This window comes from Roseateles microcysteis (assembly GCF_036880965.1).
Lineage (GTDB): Bacteria > Pseudomonadota > Gammaproteobacteria > Burkholderiales > Burkholderiaceae_C > JAUASW01.
The window spans coordinates 495,526-511,679 of sequence record NZ_JBAJMV010000004.1; the positions used below are offsets into that span (position 1 = coordinate 495,526).

General features: G+C 66.5%; 16 protein-coding genes. 11 read left to right on the top strand and 5 right to left on the bottom strand.

Going from position 1 to position 16,154, the window contains the following annotated elements; translation table 11 throughout:
* Positions 1 to 39: 39 nt before the first annotated feature.
* Positions 40 to 564, bottom strand: coding sequence for a peptide deformylase (gene def / locus V3596_RS14080; RefSeq protein WP_334278400.1), 525 nt, complete (start codon positions 562 to 564; stop codon positions 40 to 42).
* A gap of 202 nt (positions 565 to 766) precedes the next feature.
* Between def and V3596_RS14085 the strand changes: the two genes are divergently transcribed.
* From V3596_RS14085 to V3596_RS14095, 3 genes are all read left to right on the top strand, one after another.
* On the top strand, positions 767 to 1,939 hold the full coding sequence (locus tag V3596_RS14085; RefSeq protein ID WP_334278401.1) for a LysM peptidoglycan-binding domain-containing protein: 1,173 nt from the start codon (positions 767 to 769) through the stop codon (positions 1,937 to 1,939).
* Between the two features lie 89 nt (positions 1,940 to 2,028).
* Positions 2,029 to 3,135, top strand: a complete 1,107-nt coding sequence (gene dprA / locus V3596_RS14090) for a DNA-processing protein DprA (RefSeq protein ID WP_334278402.1) — start codon at positions 2,029 to 2,031, stop codon at positions 3,133 to 3,135.
* 61 nt (positions 3,136 to 3,196) lie between these two features.
* On the top strand, positions 3,197 to 3,649 hold the full coding sequence (locus V3596_RS14095) for a Smg family protein (protein WP_334278403.1): 453 nt from the start codon (positions 3,197 to 3,199) through the stop codon (positions 3,647 to 3,649).
* Positions 3,650 to 3,716: 67 nt separating this feature from the next.
* On the opposite strand, the gene V3596_RS14100 is transcribed toward V3596_RS14095, so the two are convergent.
* The 4 genes from V3596_RS14100 to yajC all read right to left on the bottom strand — a co-directional run bounded on the left by V3596_RS14100 (position 3,717) and on the right by yajC (position 9,466).
* Positions 3,717 to 6,095, bottom strand: coding sequence for a DUF1631 family protein (locus V3596_RS14100; protein WP_334278404.1), 2,379 nt, complete (start codon positions 6,093 to 6,095; stop codon positions 3,717 to 3,719).
* Positions 6,096 to 6,139: 44 nt separating this feature from the next.
* On the bottom strand, positions 6,140 to 7,174 hold the full coding sequence (gene secF / locus V3596_RS14105; RefSeq protein WP_334278405.1) for a protein translocase subunit SecF: 1,035 nt from the start codon (positions 7,172 to 7,174) through the stop codon (positions 6,140 to 6,142).
* A gap of 11 nt (positions 7,175 to 7,185) precedes the next feature.
* A complete protein-coding gene (gene secD / locus V3596_RS14110) occupies positions 7,186 to 9,039 on the bottom strand; it encodes a protein translocase subunit SecD (RefSeq protein ID WP_334278406.1) in 1,854 nt (617 codons plus the stop codon).
* A 109-nt stretch (positions 9,040 to 9,148) separates the two neighbouring features.
* Positions 9,149 to 9,466, bottom strand: a complete 318-nt coding sequence (gene yajC / locus V3596_RS14115; RefSeq protein WP_334278407.1) for a preprotein translocase subunit YajC — start codon at positions 9,464 to 9,466, stop codon at positions 9,149 to 9,151.
* A 235-nt stretch (positions 9,467 to 9,701) separates the two neighbouring features.
* On the opposite strand from yajC, the gene V3596_RS14120 reads away from it, so the two are divergent.
* Genes V3596_RS14120 through V3596_RS14155 form a run of 8 tightly spaced genes read left to right on the top strand, consistent with a single transcriptional unit; the run spans position 9,702 to position 16,151 of the window.
* Positions 9,702 to 10,619, top strand: coding sequence for a dihydrodipicolinate synthase family protein (locus tag V3596_RS14120; protein ID WP_334278409.1), 918 nt, complete (start codon positions 9,702 to 9,704; stop codon positions 10,617 to 10,619).
* 9 nt (positions 10,620 to 10,628) lie between these two features.
* Entirely contained in the window at positions 10,629 to 11,285 is a 657-nt protein-coding gene (locus tag V3596_RS14125; RefSeq protein WP_334278410.1) for a GntR family transcriptional regulator, read from the top strand.
* Positions 11,286 to 11,291: 6 nt separating this feature from the next.
* Positions 11,292 to 12,227 (top strand): 4-hydroxyproline epimerase, encoded by a 936-nt coding sequence (locus V3596_RS14130; protein WP_334278411.1) that lies wholly within the window; start codon positions 11,292 to 11,294, stop codon positions 12,225 to 12,227.
* A 23-nt stretch (positions 12,228 to 12,250) separates the two neighbouring features.
* Positions 12,251 to 13,342: an NAD(P)/FAD-dependent oxidoreductase gene (locus V3596_RS14135; protein WP_334278466.1), complete on the top strand. Its 1,092-nt coding sequence runs from the start codon at positions 12,251 to 12,253 to the stop codon at positions 13,340 to 13,342.
* Positions 13,339 to 13,575 carry a (2Fe-2S)-binding protein gene (locus tag V3596_RS14140; RefSeq protein ID WP_334278412.1) on the top strand — a complete coding sequence of 79 codons (237 nt, stop codon included), beginning with the start codon at positions 13,339 to 13,341 and terminating at the stop codon, positions 13,573 to 13,575. The genes V3596_RS14135 and V3596_RS14140 overlap by 4 nt, the downstream gene beginning before the upstream one ends.
* Positions 13,572 to 14,816 (top strand): FAD/NAD(P)-binding oxidoreductase, encoded by a 1,245-nt coding sequence (locus V3596_RS14145; RefSeq protein ID WP_334278413.1) that lies wholly within the window; start codon positions 13,572 to 13,574, stop codon positions 14,814 to 14,816. Before V3596_RS14140 ends, V3596_RS14145 begins: the two co-directional genes overlap by 4 nt.
* A complete protein-coding gene (trhA, locus tag V3596_RS14150; protein ID WP_334278414.1) occupies positions 14,813 to 15,454 on the top strand; it encodes a PAQR family membrane homeostasis protein TrhA in 642 nt (213 codons plus the stop codon). Before V3596_RS14145 ends, trhA begins: the two co-directional genes overlap by 4 nt.
* Before the next feature lie 10 nt (positions 15,455 to 15,464).
* Positions 15,465 to 16,151, top strand: coding sequence for an alpha/beta hydrolase (locus V3596_RS14155; RefSeq protein ID WP_334278415.1), 687 nt, complete (start codon positions 15,465 to 15,467; stop codon positions 16,149 to 16,151).
* Positions 16,152 to 16,154: the final 3 nt, after the last annotated feature.

Consider the following 16,154-nt stretch of genomic DNA (forward strand, 5'->3'; position numbering starts at 1 on the left):
AGCGGGAGCGAGCTTGCTTGGGGCGGCCCGGCGCGGCGCTCATCGACGCACGCGCTCCGGCTGCTCTTCGCGCGCCTTCTTGACCAGCTTGGTCTTGATGCGGTCGCGCTTCATCGGGCTCAGGTACTCGACGAAGACCTTGCCCATCAGGTGATCCATTTCATGCTGGACGCAGACGGCCAGCAGGCCCTCGGCCTCGAATTCCCAGACCTGGCCCTCCCGGTTCAGCGAGCGCACCTTTACCTTGGAATGCCGCTTGACCTTGTCGTAGATGGTGGGCACCGAGAGGCAGCCCTCCTCACCATCAACCCAGTCTTCGCTGAACGAAACCAGCTCCGGGTTGATCAGCACACGCGGCTCGTTGCGCTCGTTGGAGGTATCGATCACGACCACCCGCTCATGCACGTCGACCTGGGTTGCGGCCAGGCCCACGCCCTCGGCCGAGTACATGGTCTCGAGCATGTCATCAACCAGGGTGCGGATGCGCTCATCAACTTCTGCCACCGGTTTGGCAACAGTATGGAGGCGGGGATCCGGGTATTTCAGGATATTCAGCAGGGCCATGGAGGAGGAGGGTTGTGGACGGCACACAACGCCTGTTTGCAAGTGTTTGCAAGGGCGCCAATGCCCTTGCCTCATTCATTGCGACCGCCATTCATTGAAGGCAGAATCGCCGCAGTCCGGCGGGATTTTCGCCGATATAAGAACAAGCCGCAGCGATACCGCTGCAATACCCGGCAATCAGCCCGTCTGGAGAGAGTTTTCGATGCACTCTTGCGTGAAACCGTTGACGCTCAGCCTGCTGGCCACCTCGCTTGCGCTGGCCGCCCTGCCAGCCAGCGCACAGGGCCAGTACCCAGTCACCGACACGCAGCGCCGCACGGCCGAGACGGTCGCGCAGTCCGGCGTGCCCCTGTCCGAGCTGGCGCCTGATGCGCCCGACTCGCACACCGTCAAGGCCGGCGACACACTGTGGGACATCTCCAAGCTCTTCCTGAAGAGCCCCTGGCGCTGGCCCGAGCTCTGGGGCATGAACCGCGAGCAGATCGCCAACCCGCACCTGATCTACCCGGGCCAGGTGCTGGTGCTGGTCAAGAAAGACGGCCGTGCGCAGCTGCTGATGGGCCAGCCGCGCGGCGCCAATGCCGACATGCAGGGCCTGCCTTCGGGCAAGCTCTCGCCGCAGGTGCGGGCCAGCAAGTTCGAGGACAACGCCATCCTCGCGATTCCGCAGCACCTGATCGAGCCCTTCCTCAATGAGGCCGTGGTGCTGGACACCGATTCGCTGGACAAGGCACCCCGGGTCGTCGCCGCCCAGGAAGGCCGTGTTCTCCTGACCAAGGGCGACCTGGCCTATGCCCGGGGCGACATGAAGCAGGCTCGCGACTGGCGCTTGTTCCGCCAGGTCAAACCCCTGCGCGACCCGACTACCAAGGAAGTGCTGGGCTATGAGGCGCCCTACCTCGGGACGGCCGAGATGACCCGGTTGGCCGAGGAGCGCAAGAACGCCGACGGCAAGAGCGAGCCCACGGTATCGACGCTGACCATCAAGTCCGTGCGCCAGGAAATCGGCGCCGGCGACCGGCTCGCACCGGTGCTGCAACGCGAGTTCATCCGCTATGTGCCGCATCCGCCGGCCGTTGCCATGAATGGCCAGATCATCTCGGTCTATGGCGACGCCCTGACCGGCGGTCAAAACCAGATCGTCTCCCTGAACCGGGGCCGCCGCGACGGCATGGAACGCGGCCATGTGCTGGCCCTGTGGCAAGACGGCCGCACCATCACCGACAGCACGGGCGAGAAGCGCGAGCAGATCAAGCTGCCGGACGAGCGGCATGGCGTGCTCTTCGTCTTCCAGGTCTACGAGCGGGTGAGCTACGCGCTGATCGTCTCGGTCAAGCAGCCGGTGCAAGGCGGCGACCGCTTCACCAAGCCCTGAGCGCCTTGAGCTGATGCCTGCGCGCTCCTGGTCTTCTCCGCCCCCCGGAGGGGCGTCGCAGTACCGACGGGCAACCGGGCGGTACTGAGATGGAGCGCGTCGAGCTGGCAGCCTGGCTGCGCCTGCTCGAAACGCCGGGCCTGGGCCTGGCCCGCGCGCGCCAGCTGCTTGCGGCCTTCGGCTCCGCTGAAGCGCTTGTCGGCGCCAGCCCGGCCGCCTGGCGGGAAGTGCTGGGCGCCAAGGCCGCGGAGGTGCTGAGCCAGCCGCCTGATTCGCTGCCCGACCAGATCGATCGCACCATCGACTGGCTGGCCGCCGATCCGCGCCATCAACTGCTGACCCTGGGCGACCCGGACTACCCGGAAGCGCTCCTGCAGACCGCCGACCCGCCTCTGCTGCTCTACATGAGTGGCCGGCGCGAGCTCCTGAACACCGAAGGCCTGGCCATCGTGGGCAGCCGCACGCCCACGCCCCAGGGCCGAGACAACGCGGCCAGCTTTGCGCGCGAGGTGAGCCGGGCCGGCTACTGCGTGGTGTCGGGCCTCGCGCTGGGCATCGACGGTGCCGCGCATGAAGCAGCCCTTTCCGGCCCGGGCTCGACACTGGCCGTACTCGGCACCGGCCTGGACCAGCTCTACCCCAGCCGGCACCAGGCCCTGGGCCGGCGTATCGAAGACGAGGGCTTGCTGGTGAGCGAGTACTCGCTGGGCACGCCGCCGCTGTCACCCAACTTCCCCCGGCGCAACCGGATCATCGCGGGCCTGAGTCGCGGCTGCCTGGTGGTGGAAGCTGCCCTGCGCTCGGGCTCGCTGATCACGGCCCGCCTGGCATCGGAAGCCGGGCGCGAGGTCTTCGCCATTCCCGGCTCCATCCATTCGCCGCTCGCACGCGGCTGCCACGAGCTGATACGACAAGGCGCGACCCTGGTGGAAAGCCCGGCCGAGCTGCTGGAAGCGCTGCGGCCCATTGTTGGCAAATCAAAGACCTTGCCCCTGGTTGCCGAAGATCCTGAACCGGGCGGCGAGCCTGGCCTCGTGCTGCAGGCACTGGGCCACGACCCAGTCACGCTGGATGCGCTGATCGCCCGCGGCGGCTGGCCCGCTGCCCAGTTGAACGCCCTGCTGCTGGAGCTCGAGCTGGAGGGTCTGGTGGCCCGGCTGCCGGGTCAGCTGTTCCAGCGCCGTCGGCGCGGCTGAAGCGGGTCTTTGCTGGCCTTTTTGCCAGAGATGGCTTGGGGGCCTGCGTTATCATCCCGCCATGTTTGACGTCCTGGTCTACCTGTACGAAACCTACTGGCGCCCTGACGCCTGCCCGGACCACGCACAACTGACGCGCAAGCTGTCCGCGGTTGGCTTCGAGACCGACGAAATCCAGGAAGCGCTGTCCTGGCTAGACGGCTTGTCGGGCGTCGCTGAGTCGCACCACGGCCAGCAAGGCGAGTTGAGCCTGCGGGTCTATTCGGTCGACGAGCTGGACCACCTGGGCGAGCCCTCGGTCGGCTTCATCAGTTTCCTTGAGTCGGCCGGCGTGCTGCCGCCGCCGATGCGCGAGATGGTGATAGACCGCGCCATGGCCATTCCCGGCGCACCCATGGACCTGGAAGACCTGAAGATCATCGTCCTGATGGTGTTCTGGAGCCTGGGCGAAGAGCCCGATGCGCTGATCCTGGACGAACTCTTCGTCGCGCCGGAAGACCGGCTGATCCATTGAGCACAAGACGCTTGCGCAAACAACAAGGCCGCTTTTCAGCGGCCTTTGTCATTGTTGCATTGCGGGCTTAGTTCAGGAGACGGCTCGGGTCGACGTCGAGCTTGGCCAGCGCATTGCGAGTGGCCTTGACGGTGAGCGCTTCATCCTGCGCCGGCAACAACAAGCCCGCCTGCAGGAAAGCCGCCAGCCGCGCCTGCTGGAACAGCACGCCGCGGCCATTGGGCGAGACGAACAGCACCATATTGCGGCGATTGCCGCGCCAGGCGAGCTGCACCGCCTCGTTGCGGCCGCGGTAGTCCAGCATGTACCAGCCGCCGACCTGCAGCTCCTTGGCCCAGGCCAGCATGGCCGGCGTCGGCGCCGAGCCGCCTTCGGCCACCACTTCCAGGCCTTCGGTTTCGTGGCCGGAGAGGTCGCGCATCAGCGTGTCGTTGATCTCCACACCCTCCGCCTCGGGCAGCATCGCTTCCAGCGTCTCGAGCTGGTCCATCAGGTCGTCCAGGCGCTCGCGCGGAATTGCCGCGGCCTTGGCCGTGAAGGCGGCGGCCAGCGAGTTGTTGAGCGAGCGGATGTGGTCATCCTGCTTCTCGGCCTGAAGGCCTGCGTGGCCCATGCCGTCGCGCAGCGTCTTGAGGAGCGGCGGCAGGCGACGGATCACCTCGGCCCGTTCCTCACGGGAGACCTTGGCGCTGGCGGACCAGATCAGGTCGGCCGCGGCGCGCTTCATTTGGCGGGTGACCTCGGCCTGCGCGCCCGAACGCACGGCGGTCACCGCCAGCACGTCGGCCCAGACCTGGAACAGGAACTGGCGCACGCCGTCCTGCACCGGCACCTCGTTGAGCATCTTGCGCAGCTCGATGGTGTACTGGATCGCCATCGTCTCGCGCTGTTCGACCTGCTGGGCCAGCGAGACGCCCTTGGCCGAGGCCTGGTTCTCTTTCTCGAAATACTGCTCGAGGAATTTCTCGAACTCGGTCAGCACGGTCTGGAAGACGCGCCGGCCGGTGTCTGGATAGGCCTCGACCACCTGCACGATGCGCTTGATCTCGCGCTCCAGGCTTTCGCTGCCCGAGGCACCGGAGAAACCCATCACGCAGGCGCCCATGCGGTCGATCAGGCGGCGGGCCGGATGATCGGCTTCGGCGAAGAATTCGGGCTCGCCGACCGCGACGCGCAGCACCGGCATCTGCAGCCGGGCGAACCAGACCCGCACGGCGGCCGGGATGCGCTCTTCGGTCAGGATGCTCTGGAACATCATGGCCACGATCTCGATCGTGGCGCGCTCGGCCGGCGAATCGGCGGCCTGCTTGAGGACCTGCTTGAAGGCCTGGTTGCGGACCTTGAGCTCGTCCAGCACCTGCGGCGCTGGCGCCTCGGCCGGTGGCAGGCCACCCGCCACTGTCTTGCCGCCGCGCTTGGGCGGTTCGGGGCGACGCACCAGGGCGTCCTGTGCCCGGTTGATTGCTGCGTTCAGGCGGGCCGAGGGTGGGGCATGCTGCACCGCGGTGCCCCCGTCTCCGCCGCCCATCACGGTCGCGGCAAAGGCGGGCACCTGCCGGCCGACGATACGCTGCAATTGCGCAAGCACCTCGGCGGCCTGGGCGCTGTAGGGGCTCAGCGCGGCCTGGTCGGTGGCGACCGGGCGGGCCATGTAGCGGGTCTGCTCACCCGCGGAGCTGCCGGTATCCAGGTTGGTCGGGCTGCCGGTGCTGGTCACCACGCCACTGCTGCTGTTGCCCGTGTTGCCGACCACCACCACGCCGCTGGCCAGTGCAGCCAGCAGGGCGCCCTGGCGGGCCTCGGGTGAGCGGCGGATGAAGGGTCGCAGGTCGACCTCGGGCATCACCTGGCGCTCGACCAGCCAGTGATTGACCTCGTGATAGGCCTCGCTGACCAGGTGCGCGAACTCCTCGTGCAGCACCGCCTGGAACAGCGACCATTCGCTCGGGCCGAGGCCGCTGCTGTGCCAGGTGTCCAGCACCATCGCGGCCAAGGCCGGCGCGCGCAGCAGGTCGTGCGGCGGGAGTTCATCGCTCTGATCGAGCACGTTGAAGCGCGTGCGCAGATCGGTGAACTCCCAGGAGGCCCGGTCCATGATGGCCAGGGCCAGGCGCGAGCTGGTGATCTCGCGCTCGATGATCTTGTCTTCAACCAGGGTCAGTCGCCCCGGCGACGTGATGGCAGTATGCACATCGCCAGCACCCGGCAGCGCGGCCTGGCGCAGGGCCTGTATCAGGGTGGCCTGCCAGAGCGGGCCCAGCTTGATCCAGGCGCCAACGCCCTCTTTGCGTGCCTGGGCCACGTTGTACTCTGCGGCCATCAGCAGCAGCTGGCGCGCGGCCTCGCTGAGCGAGTGCACCAGCGCCGGCACACCACGCAGCACGGCCTCCAGATAGACCCGCCGCGCGTGCGCTGCCAGTGCCGTGCTGCGGGCGGTGTCTGTCATGGCGTGAGTAAGGGCTGCTGCTCGAAGTTGCTACTGACCTGACTCTATACCACCGCTCCAGCGTTCGGATCGTCGGGATCTTCCTTGTTGCCACTGGTGGTCTTGATCAGATCCTCGCGCTTGACGCCCAGCCACATCGCGATGGCAGCGGCAACGAACACCGATGAATAGATGCCGAACAAGATGCCGATGGTCAGCGCGACGGCAAAATAGTGCAGGGTCTGGCCACCGAACAGCAGCATCGAAAGCACCATCAATTGGGTACTGCCGTGGGTGATGATCGTGCGGCTCATCGTGCTGGTGATCGCGTGATCGATCACCTCGTGAGTGTTCAGCTTGCGGTACTTGCGGAAGGCTTCGCGCACCCGGTCGAAAATCACCACCGATTCGTTCACCGAGTAGCCCAGCACCGCCAGCACCGCCGCCAGCACCGAGAGCGAGAACTCCCACTGGAAGAAGGCGAAAAAGCCCAGGATGATGACCACGTCGTGCAGGTTGGCGATGATGCCGGCCACTGCGAACTTCCACTCGAAGCGGAAGGCCAGGTAGATCATGATGCCGATGACGGTGAAGGCCAGGGCCTTGGCCGCATCCTGCGTCAGCTCGTCACCGACCGCCGGGCCAACCACTTCGCTGCGCGAGAGCTTGATCGGCTCAGCCGTGCCGGCCATGCAGACCTGCTTGCTGATGGGCTCGCCCTTGTCGCTGATCGTGTCGCGTTGCGAGATCGTGCCGGACTCGGCCTTGCACAGCTCGGTGAACACCTTGCCCACCAGCTCGGTCTGCTTGACGTCGCCGCGGATCGGCAGCTTGACCATCACGTCGCGCGAGGTGCCGAAGTTCTGCACCACGACTTCGCCCAGACCCATGGCCTCGACGGTCTGGCGGGTCTTCTCGACGTTGGCGCTCTGCGCGTACTCGACCTCGACCACCGTACCGCCGGTGAACTCGATCGAGACATGCAGGCCGCGCGTGGCCAGGAAGAACACCGCCAGCGCGAAGGTGAGGAAGGAGATCGCGTTGAAGATCAACGCGTGCTTCATGAACGGGATGTCCCGTTTGATGCGGAAAAGTTCCATGACTTGTTTCCTCAGGCTTCCGGCGTGGCGGCGGGGACGTTGCCGTCAGGGCGCCAGACGGTGCCGATCGAGACCGACTTGAGCTTCTTCTGGCGGCCGTACCAGAGGTTCACCAGGCCGCGCGAGAACACGACGGAGGAGAACATCGAGGTCAGGATGCCCAGGCAGTGGACGACGGCGAAGCCCTTGACCGGGCCGGAGCCGAAGGCCAGCAGGGCCACACCGGCGATCAGCGTGGTGACGTTGGAGTCCAGGATGGTGGCGAAGGCCCGCTCATAGCCGGCAAAGATGGCCACCTGCGGCGAGGCGCCCGCTCGCAATTCCTCTCGCACCCGCTCGTTGATCAGCACGTTCGAGTCAATGGCCATGCCCAGCACCAGGGCAATGGCGGCCATGCCCGGCAGGCTCAAGGTGGCCTGCAGCATCGACAGCATCGCCACCAGCAGCAGCAGGTTGAAAGCCAGCGCCAGCGAAGAGAACACGCCGAACAGCATGTAGTAGATGCACATGAAGGCGGCCACCGCCACAAAGCCCCACAGCACCGAGTTGAAGCCCTTGGCAATGTTCTCGGCACCCAGCGTCGGGCCGATGGTGCGCTCCTCGATGATGTCCATCGGCGCGGCCAGCGAGCCGGCGCGTGTCAGCAGCGCCAGGTCGGCGGTCTGCTCGGCGGTGAAGTTGCCGGTGATCTGGAAATCGGAACCCAGCTCGCTGTTGATGTTGGCGACCGAGACAGCTTCGCCCTTGCCCTTCTCGTACAGGACGATGGCCATGGGCTTGTTGATGTTGTCGCGACTCATCGCCTTCATCGCACGCCCGCCGGCATCGTCCAGCCGGATGCCCACGGAGGGGCGCTGGTTCTGGTCGAACTGGGCGTTGGCGGTCTGCACTCGGTCGCCGGTCACGTAGACCTCACGCTTGAGGCCCACCGGCTTGGTCGTGCCGTCGCGCAGCCGCTCCATCACGACTTCGGGCGCGCCTTCCACGTCGGTCACCAGGCGGAACTGCAGCGTGGCCGTGCGGCCGATGATGTCCTTGGCCTTTGCCGTGTCTTGAACACCAGGCAATTGCACCACGATGCGGTCGGCACCCTGCTGCTGGATCACGGGCTCGGCAACGCCCAGCTCATTGACCCGGTTGTGCAGCGTGGTGATGTTCTGCTTCAGCGCATTGTCCTGGGCCGCCGTGGCGGCGGCTGGCGTCAGCGCGCCGACCAGTTGCAGGTCTTCACCGGCCTCGCGGGGCGTCCACTGCACCTCGGTCATCTTGTCGCGCAGCAAGCCCTGGGCCTGCTCGCGCAGCGCGGCTTCACGGAAATTGATCACCACCAGATTGCCGTCACGGTTGATGCCGGCATGACGGATGCTCTTGTCGCGCAGCATGCTGCGCACGTCACCGGTCAGCGCATCGGCCTTCTTGGTCAGCACCGACTTCATGTCGACCTGCATCAGGAAGTGAACGCCGCCACGCAGGTCCAGGCCCAGATACATCGGGAAGGCGTGCAGGCTGGACAGCCAGGCCGGCGAACGCGAAACCAGGTTCAGCGCGACGATGTAGCTCGGGTTGCTGGCGTCAGGGTTGAGCGCCTTGCTCAGCACATCCTTGGCCTTGATCTGGGTGTCGGTGTCGGAGAAGCGCGCGCGCACCGAGGCGCCCTCGAAATGCACGAAGTCCGGCTTCAGGCCGGCTTCCGCCAGCGCCTTCTCGACCCGGCTGCTGACTTCCGACGTGACTTTGACAGTGACCTTGCCACTGGACACCTGCACGGCAGGCGCCTCGCCGAAGAAATTCGGCAAGGTATAGATGGAGCCGATCAGCAGCGCGACGATGAGCATCGCGTACTTCCACAGCGGATAACGATTCATGGTGACGTCCTCTCAAGGGACTGAAACAGGGCCCGGTGTCATGGCAGGCAGGGGCCGGGCCGGTCAGGGCCCGCCCGAACCGGCCGGGCGGTGGCGCCAAGACTGCGGCTTACTTGACCGTGCCCTTGGGCAGCACCTGCACGACGGCCGAACGCTGCACTTGCAGCTCGACGCCGCTGGCGACTTCCAGGGTCAGAATGGATTCGTTGATCTTGCTGATCTTGCCCAGCAGGCCGCCGGAGGTGACGACCTCGTCGCCCTTGGCGATCGCCTCGATCATGGCCTTGTGTTCCTTCTGGCGCTTCATTTGCGGCCGGATCATCACGAAGTACAGCACCACGAACATGGCACCCATCAGGATGAACTGCGAATAGCCCGGATCTGCAGGAGCTGTAGCCGCTTGAGCGAAGGCGTTGGAGATAAACACGTCGATTTCCTTTGTACGGTGCCCGGTGCGCATCATTCGGGCAGGCCAAGACCTGCCATGCGCGGGCAGAAGAACGGCGGATTGTAAGCGTCCGACCGGTGCACCCCACCCCGGCACAAGCACCGAGGCACAAGCGCAGGGGTCGCGGCACTTGCCAGCGCGCCAGATGTGGTTGACAAGCGGCAAATGCAACAATATCCTTTAAATATATTTGCAGAATACTTGGAGCCAAATGATGAACACTCCCCTGCCCCGCTGGACCGGCGTCTACCCGGCCGTCACCACCAAATTCCATGCCGACGAGTCGCTGGACATCGCCGAGATGGAGCGCCACTTTGATTTCCAGATCCGGGCCGGCGTGCACGGCCTGGTCACCTGCGGCTCGCTCGGCGAGGCCAGCACGTTGACGCTGGAGGAAAAGCTGGAGGTCGCCGCCACCGCGCTGCGCGTCTCCGAGGGCCGCGTGCCGGTGCTGGCCAATGTTTCGGAGCTGTCCACCCGCGAGGCACTGCGCTATGTGGAAGGCGCCGCCAAGATCGGCGTGAATGGCCTGATGCTGATGCCGGCGCTGCTCTACGGCGCCGACGCGGCCGAAGCCAAGGCCAATGTGCGCACGATTGCCGAGGCTGCCCAGTTGCCGGTGATGGTCTACAACAACCCGGTCTCCTACAAGGTGGACCTGAAGCCGGAAGACTTCGCCGAACTGGCCGACTGCCAATGGCTGGTCGCGATCAAGGAGTCCAGCGACAACATCCGCCGCATCACCGACCTGCGCAATGCCCTGGGCACGCGCTACCAGCTCTTCATCGGCGTGGACGACCTGGCCTTCGAAGGCCTGGCCCTCGGTTGCGACGGCCTGCTGGCCGGCCTGTGCGACGCCTTCCCGGCCGAGACCGTGGCGATTTACGACCTGATGCAGGCCAAGCGCTACGACGAAGCCCTGAAGCTCTACCAGTGGTTCATGCCGCTGCTGCACCTCGACGTGCATGCCAAGCTGGTGCAGAACATCAAGCTGGCCGAAGCCATGGCCGGCGTGGGCAACGAGCATGTGCGCCGCCCGCGCCTGCCGCTCAGCGGCGTCGAGCGCGAGCGGGTCACGGCCATCATCCAGAAGGCGCTGGACACCCGCCCAGAGCTGCCAGCCCTGCGATGATCCGCACCCATGACAGTTGACGCTCCCGAAGCAGACAAGCGCCGCGTGGCCGACCAGGCCTATGACGCCATCGAGGCCATGATTGCCACGCTGGTGCTGAGGCCGGGTGCGCCCATCGTCGAAGCCGAGCTGATTGAACGCACCGGCCTGGGCCGCACGCCCACGCGAGAGGCGCTGATGCGATTGGTGGCCAATGGCCTGATTGTCCAGCTGCCGCGGCGCGGCCTGCTGGTGAGCGACATCGCGCTGGCCGAGCATCTGGACCTGCTGGAAGCGCGCCGCGTGCTGGAGCGATTGATTGCCTCGACATCGGCTCGACGAGCAACGCCGCCGCAGAGGCAGGCCTTGCTCGAAGCAGCGGACGCGATGATGGCCACCGTGGCCGCCGACGATCTTGCCGCCTATATGCAGGCCGACCAGGGGCTGGACCGCATCAACCATGCTGCCTGCCGCAATCCATTTGCGGTCGCCGCGGTCGTGCCCATGGTGATCCAGTGCCGGCGCTTCTGGTACGCCTACCAGCACCAGGGCGATATCGGCGAGGGCGCGCGCGGCCATCTGGCGCTGGCGCAGGCGATTGCGGCCGGCCAGCCCGAAGCTGCCGCGCAGGCGGCCGACGCCTTGATCGACTACCTGCGCCGCTTCGCGCAGCAGGTGATTGAGTAAACAGCCATGACGACAAGATTCATCGATTCGCACACGGGGGGAGAGCCCACGCGACTGGTCATCGAGGGCGGTCCGGATCTTGGGCGAGGCACGATGGGCGAGCGCCTGGCCCGCTTTCGTGGCGAGCATGACCACTGGCGGCGCGCCCTGGTCAACGAGCCGCGCGGCTCGGAGGTGATCGTCGGCGCCTTGCTGACCGAGCCGGCCGAGCCCGGCAGCACGGCCGGCGTGATCTTCTTCAACAACGTCGGCTACCTGGGCATGTGCGGTCACGGCAGCATCGGCCTGATCGCCACGCTGGCGCACCTGGGCCGCATCCGGCCGGGACAGCACCGCATCGATACGCCGGTCGGCACCATCACGGCCACACTGCATGAAGACGGCAGCGTCAGCATTGCCAATGTGCCGGCCTACCGGTATGCGAGCGATGTCGCAGTGGAGGTGCAAGGCCGCCGCGTGCATGGCGACATCGCCTACGGCGGCAACTGGTTCTTCCTCTGCGCCGACCATGGCATGACGCTGGAACTTGCGAACGTCGAGGCACTGACCGAATTCAGCTGGGCCTTGCGCGAGCAATTGCAGGCCCGCGGCATCACGGGTGCCGATGGTGCAGAGATCGATCACATCGAACTGACCGGCCCCGCCCTTGACGCGGCCAACAGTGGCCGCAACTTCGTGCTCTGCCCGGGCAAGGCCTACGACCGCTCGCCCTGCGGCACCGGCACCAGCGCCAAGCTGGCCTGCTTGGCGGCCGATGGCAAGCTGCAGCCTGCCGAGCTGTGGCGGCAGGAAAGCGTGATTGGCTCCGTGTTCGAGGCGAGCTGGCAGGCGGGTGTTGCCAAGGGCCAGGTCTTGCCCCTGATTCGCGGCCGCGCCCACGTGCAGCTGGACGCCACGCTGCTGTTCGACCCGAACGATCCCTTTGCCTGGGGCATCGTCTGAAAAGAACTGCCGACGTCCTGATCATCGGCGGCGGCATTCTCGGCGCCGCTTGTGCGCGGGAGTACCTGCGCCAGGGTCTGAGCGTCGCCGTCATCGAGCGCGGAGCCGTGGGTGCAGGCGCCACGGCTGCATCGATGGGCCACCTCCTGCGCGTCGATGCCGAAGGCGCTGCCGATCAGCACGAATACCAGCTGAGCCATCGCTCGATGCAGCTCTGGCAGGCCTGGCTCGATGAATCGCGCGACCATGTGGAAGCGGCCGAGCATCAGCGCTGCGGCACGCTGTGGATTGCTGCCGATGAAGAAGAGATGGCAGCCGCCGCGCGCAAGCAGGCCTGGTTGAGGGCGCAAGGCCATGCTGCCGAGCTGCTCGATGCGCAGCAGCTTGCACGCACCGAGCCCTTGCTGCGGAGCGGACTCGCCGGCGCCTTGCGCGTGCCGGACGACTCGCGCGTCTACCCGCCGCGCATCGCCGCGCGCTGGCTTGACGGCGCTCACCTGATCCACGGCGAAGTCACGCATATCGATTCGCTAGGCTTGCAGCTCGCCGATGGCCGGCGACTCTGGGGCGCGCTCACCGTGCTTTGTGGCGGACTGAGCAGCCAGCTCTTCCTGCCAGCCGGAAGTCTGGTGCCGAAGAAGGGGCAGCTGGCCATCACGCAGCGCCAGCCGCATGCGGTCCGGCATCAGCTGGTCGAGCTCGGCTACCTGAAGAATGCGCATCGCACCGACATCGATACCGTTTCCTTCAATGTGCAGCCGCGCCCCGGCGGGCAACTGCTGATTGGTTCTTCGCGGCAGCTGCATCGCGATGATGCCGGGCTGGACATGAGGATGCTGAGTCGCATGCTGGCCCACGCGACCGCCTTCATCCCGTCACTGAAAGACATGAGCCTGCTGCGCTGCTGGAGCGGCATCCGCCCGGCCAGCGCCGATGGCCAGCCGCTGATTGGCGCGCATCCGACCCTGCCTCGCGTCTGGACCGCCTGCGGCCACGAAGGCCTGGGCATCACTACCAGCCTGGCCAGTGCCGAGCTGCTCGCACAACTCAGCCTCGGCCAGGCGCCCCTGCTCGACCCGGCCCCCTACAGGCCCCAGCGCTTCATCAAACCATGAAGATCACGATCAACGGCCAGGTCCATGAGCTCGACGCCGGGCTCAGCGTTGCCGCTGCCCTGGCTCGCGTCGGTGTCGTCGCATTTCGTCATTCGCTGAACGGCGATGCGCGCGCGCCACTGTGCGGCATGGGCGTCTGCCAGGAATGCCGCGTGCGGATCGATGGTCGGGGCGAGCGCCTGGCCTGCATGACGCTGGTCAGCGAAGGCATGACGGTGGAGACCGGGCTATGAAGCGGCTGCAAGCCGATGTGCTGGTGGTCGGCGCCGGCCCCGCCGGCATGGCTGCCGTGCGCGCCTTGCTCAAGGCCGGCCGGCAAGTGATCTGGATCGACAAGCAGGACAGGCCCGGCGGGCAGATCTGGCGGGGCGGGCCGCCGCCGGCCTGGCAGCACATGCCCGATCTTCCCGGCCTCACGCTGCTCGCCTCGCATGTGGTGATAGCCGCTGACGGACCGAGCGCGCTTGTGCTGCACGACACGGCGCAAGACCTGGCCCTGCGTGTCGAAGCGCCGCAATTGCTGCTCGCGACCGGCGCACGTGAGCGCATGCTGCCATTCCCGGGCTGGACCCTGCCCGGCGTCATTGGCGCCGGCGGCCTGCAAGCGCTGGTGAAGGGCGGTTGGCCGGTCGCGCGCAAGCGCGTGGTGCTCGCCGGTTCAGGCCCCTTGCTGCTCGCAGCCGCCGATACGTTGAAGGCCAGTGGCGGCCAGGTCCTGGCCGTTATTGAGCAAGCGCACCCGGTAGCGTTGGCCGGCTTTGCCGCGCGACTGCCCCTGAGCAAAGTGGCGCAGGCGCTGAACCTGCGCTGGCGGCTGCGCGGCACGCCCTACCTGCACGGCGCCTGGGTGCAGAAGGCATATGGCGAAGCAAGGCTTGAAGGCGTGAGCCTGAGCAATGGCCAGCAGCTCGCATGCGAGGCTCTGGGTATCGGCTTCGGCCTCCTGCCCAATACCGAACTGGCCGCGCTGCTGGGATGCGCGCTGCGCGATGGCGCCATCTCGGTCGATGTGCAAATGCAGACCTCCGTCAAAGGCATCTTTGCTGCCGGCGAATGCACGGGCATCGGTGGCGTAGAAAAATCAATGCTGGAAGGCGCGCGAGCAGCCCAGGCGATGCTTGGCCGCACCGCATCTCGCACCCGCCAGCATGCACAGGCGCTCGCCTTCGGCCGGGCGCTGCAAAGCAGCTTCGACTTGCGGCCGGAGCTCCTGAAGCTGGCCGACGCCCGCACCCTTGTCTGCCGATGCGAAGACGTCAACCTGGGCGAACTCAAGGGCTGCAGCAGCTGGCGCGATGCCAAGCTGCAAACCCGCTGCGGCATGGGCGCCTGCCAGGGCCGGGTCTGCGGCGGCATCGCCAACGAGCTTTTCGGCTGGCGCGATGCGCCGGGCCTGCCGCGGGCGCCCTTGCAGCCGGTGCCCATCCATGTCTTGCTGCAGCTCGATGAAGGATGTGGACAATCGGCGCCATGACAGCCGATCGTCCCCAAACCCTGGGCGAGGAAATCGCCAACTCGATCAGCCATGGCCTGGGCTTCGCGCTGGCCGTGGCAGCCCTGCCCATCCTGGTCTATTTCGCCGCACAGCAGGGCACGGCCGTGAACGTGGTGGCGGCCAGCGTGTTCGCCGGCACCATGATCCTGCTCTACCTGATCTCGGCGCTGTATCACGCCGTGCCGCCGGGCACGGCCAAGAAATGGCTGAACCGGCTGGACCATGCGGCCATCTATGTCTTCATCGCCGGCAGCTACACACCCTTCGCGCTGGGCGTGCTCAGCGGCGGCTGGGGCTGGACGCTGTTCGGCCTGACCTGGGCCATCGCCGCCGTGGGTGTGGCGGCCAAGCTGTTCAACCGCCTTCGCCATCCGCTGTGGTCCACCGGCCTTTATGTGGCCATGGGCTGGGTGGTGCTGATCGCCCTGAAGCCGCTGCTGGAGCGCATGCCCGCAGACGGCCTCTTCTGGCTGGTGGCCGGCGGCGTGGCCTATACGCTGGGTGCGGTCGTGTTCCTGCTCGACAACCGGGTGCGCTATGCGCATGCGGTGTGGCACCTCTTCGTGCTGGCTGGCAGCGTCTGCCACTTCTTCGCGGCCCTCTGGTACGCCATCTAAGCCTTTCGCAATGAACATCGATCTCATCGAACTGGAATCAGCACCGAACCCCAACGCCTGCATCATCGTCCTGCACGGTCTGGGCGCCGATGGCAACGACTTCGTGCCGATCTGCGAGGAGCTGGACCTTGACGAGATCGGTGGCGTTCGTTTCGTCTTCCCGAGCGCGCCCGAGATGCCGGTGACGCTGAACGGCGGCTACCGCATGCGCGCCTGGTACGACATCTATGGCCCGCATCCACAGCCGCGCGAAGACGAGCAGGGCCTGCGCCGCTCGCAAGCGATTGTCAGTGCGCTGATCCAGCGCGAGGTGGACCGCGGCATACCGGCGGAGCGCATCGTCCTGATGGGCTTTTCGCAAGGCTGCGCCATGACCCTGATGGCCGGCCTGCGCCACCCGCAGCGCCTGGCAGGGCTGGTCTGCCTGTCCGGCTATCTGCCGCTGGCTTCAACAACCGCCGCAGAGCGCAGCGCACCCAATGCCGGCACGCCGATCTTCATGGCCCACGGTGGCGCGGACGGTGTCGTGGTGATCGGCCGCGCCCAGGCCTCGCGCGAGCAGCTGGAAACGCTCGGCTACCAGGTCGATTGGCATGACTATCCGATCGAGCATTCGGTTTGTCTGGAAGAGGTCCAGGACCTGAGCGCCTGGCTGCAGCAGCTGCTTGGGCCACAGGCACAGGCGCCTGTGGCATAGTCA

What these genes read in the sequence shown, in the direction of transcription:
- def (WP_334278400.1), bottom strand. Translation starts at nt 564, where the DNA reads ATGGCCCTGCTGAATATCCTGAAATACCCGGATCCCCGCCTCCATACT.
- V3596_RS14085 (WP_334278401.1), top strand. Translation starts at nt 767, where the DNA reads ATGCACTCTTGCGTGAAACCGTTGACGCTCAGCCTGCTGGCCACCTCG.
- dprA (WP_334278402.1), top strand. Translation starts at nt 2,029, where the DNA reads ATGGAGCGCGTCGAGCTGGCAGCCTGGCTGCGCCTGCTCGAAACGCCG.
- V3596_RS14095 (WP_334278403.1), top strand. Translation starts at nt 3,197, where the DNA reads ATGTTTGACGTCCTGGTCTACCTGTACGAAACCTACTGGCGCCCTGAC.
- V3596_RS14100 (WP_334278404.1), bottom strand. Translation starts at nt 6,095, where the DNA reads ATGACAGACACCGCCCGCAGCACGGCACTGGCAGCGCACGCGCGGCGG.
- secF (WP_334278405.1), bottom strand. Translation starts at nt 7,174, where the DNA reads ATGGAACTTTTCCGCATCAAACGGGACATCCCGTTCATGAAGCACGCG.
- secD (WP_334278406.1), bottom strand. Translation starts at nt 9,039, where the DNA reads ATGAATCGTTATCCGCTGTGGAAGTACGCGATGCTCATCGTCGCGCTG.
- V3596_RS14120 (WP_334278409.1), top strand. Translation starts at nt 9,702, where the DNA reads ATGAACACTCCCCTGCCCCGCTGGACCGGCGTCTACCCGGCCGTCACC.
- V3596_RS14125 (WP_334278410.1), top strand. Translation starts at nt 10,629, where the DNA reads ATGACAGTTGACGCTCCCGAAGCAGACAAGCGCCGCGTGGCCGACCAG.
- V3596_RS14130 (WP_334278411.1), top strand. Translation starts at nt 11,292, where the DNA reads ATGACGACAAGATTCATCGATTCGCACACGGGGGGAGAGCCCACGCGA.
- V3596_RS14140 (WP_334278412.1), top strand. Translation starts at nt 13,339, where the DNA reads ATGAAGATCACGATCAACGGCCAGGTCCATGAGCTCGACGCCGGGCTC.
- V3596_RS14145 (WP_334278413.1), top strand. Translation starts at nt 13,572, where the DNA reads ATGAAGCGGCTGCAAGCCGATGTGCTGGTGGTCGGCGCCGGCCCCGCC.
- trhA (WP_334278414.1), top strand. Translation starts at nt 14,813, where the DNA reads ATGACAGCCGATCGTCCCCAAACCCTGGGCGAGGAAATCGCCAACTCG.
- V3596_RS14155 (WP_334278415.1), top strand. Translation starts at nt 15,465, where the DNA reads ATGAACATCGATCTCATCGAACTGGAATCAGCACCGAACCCCAACGCC.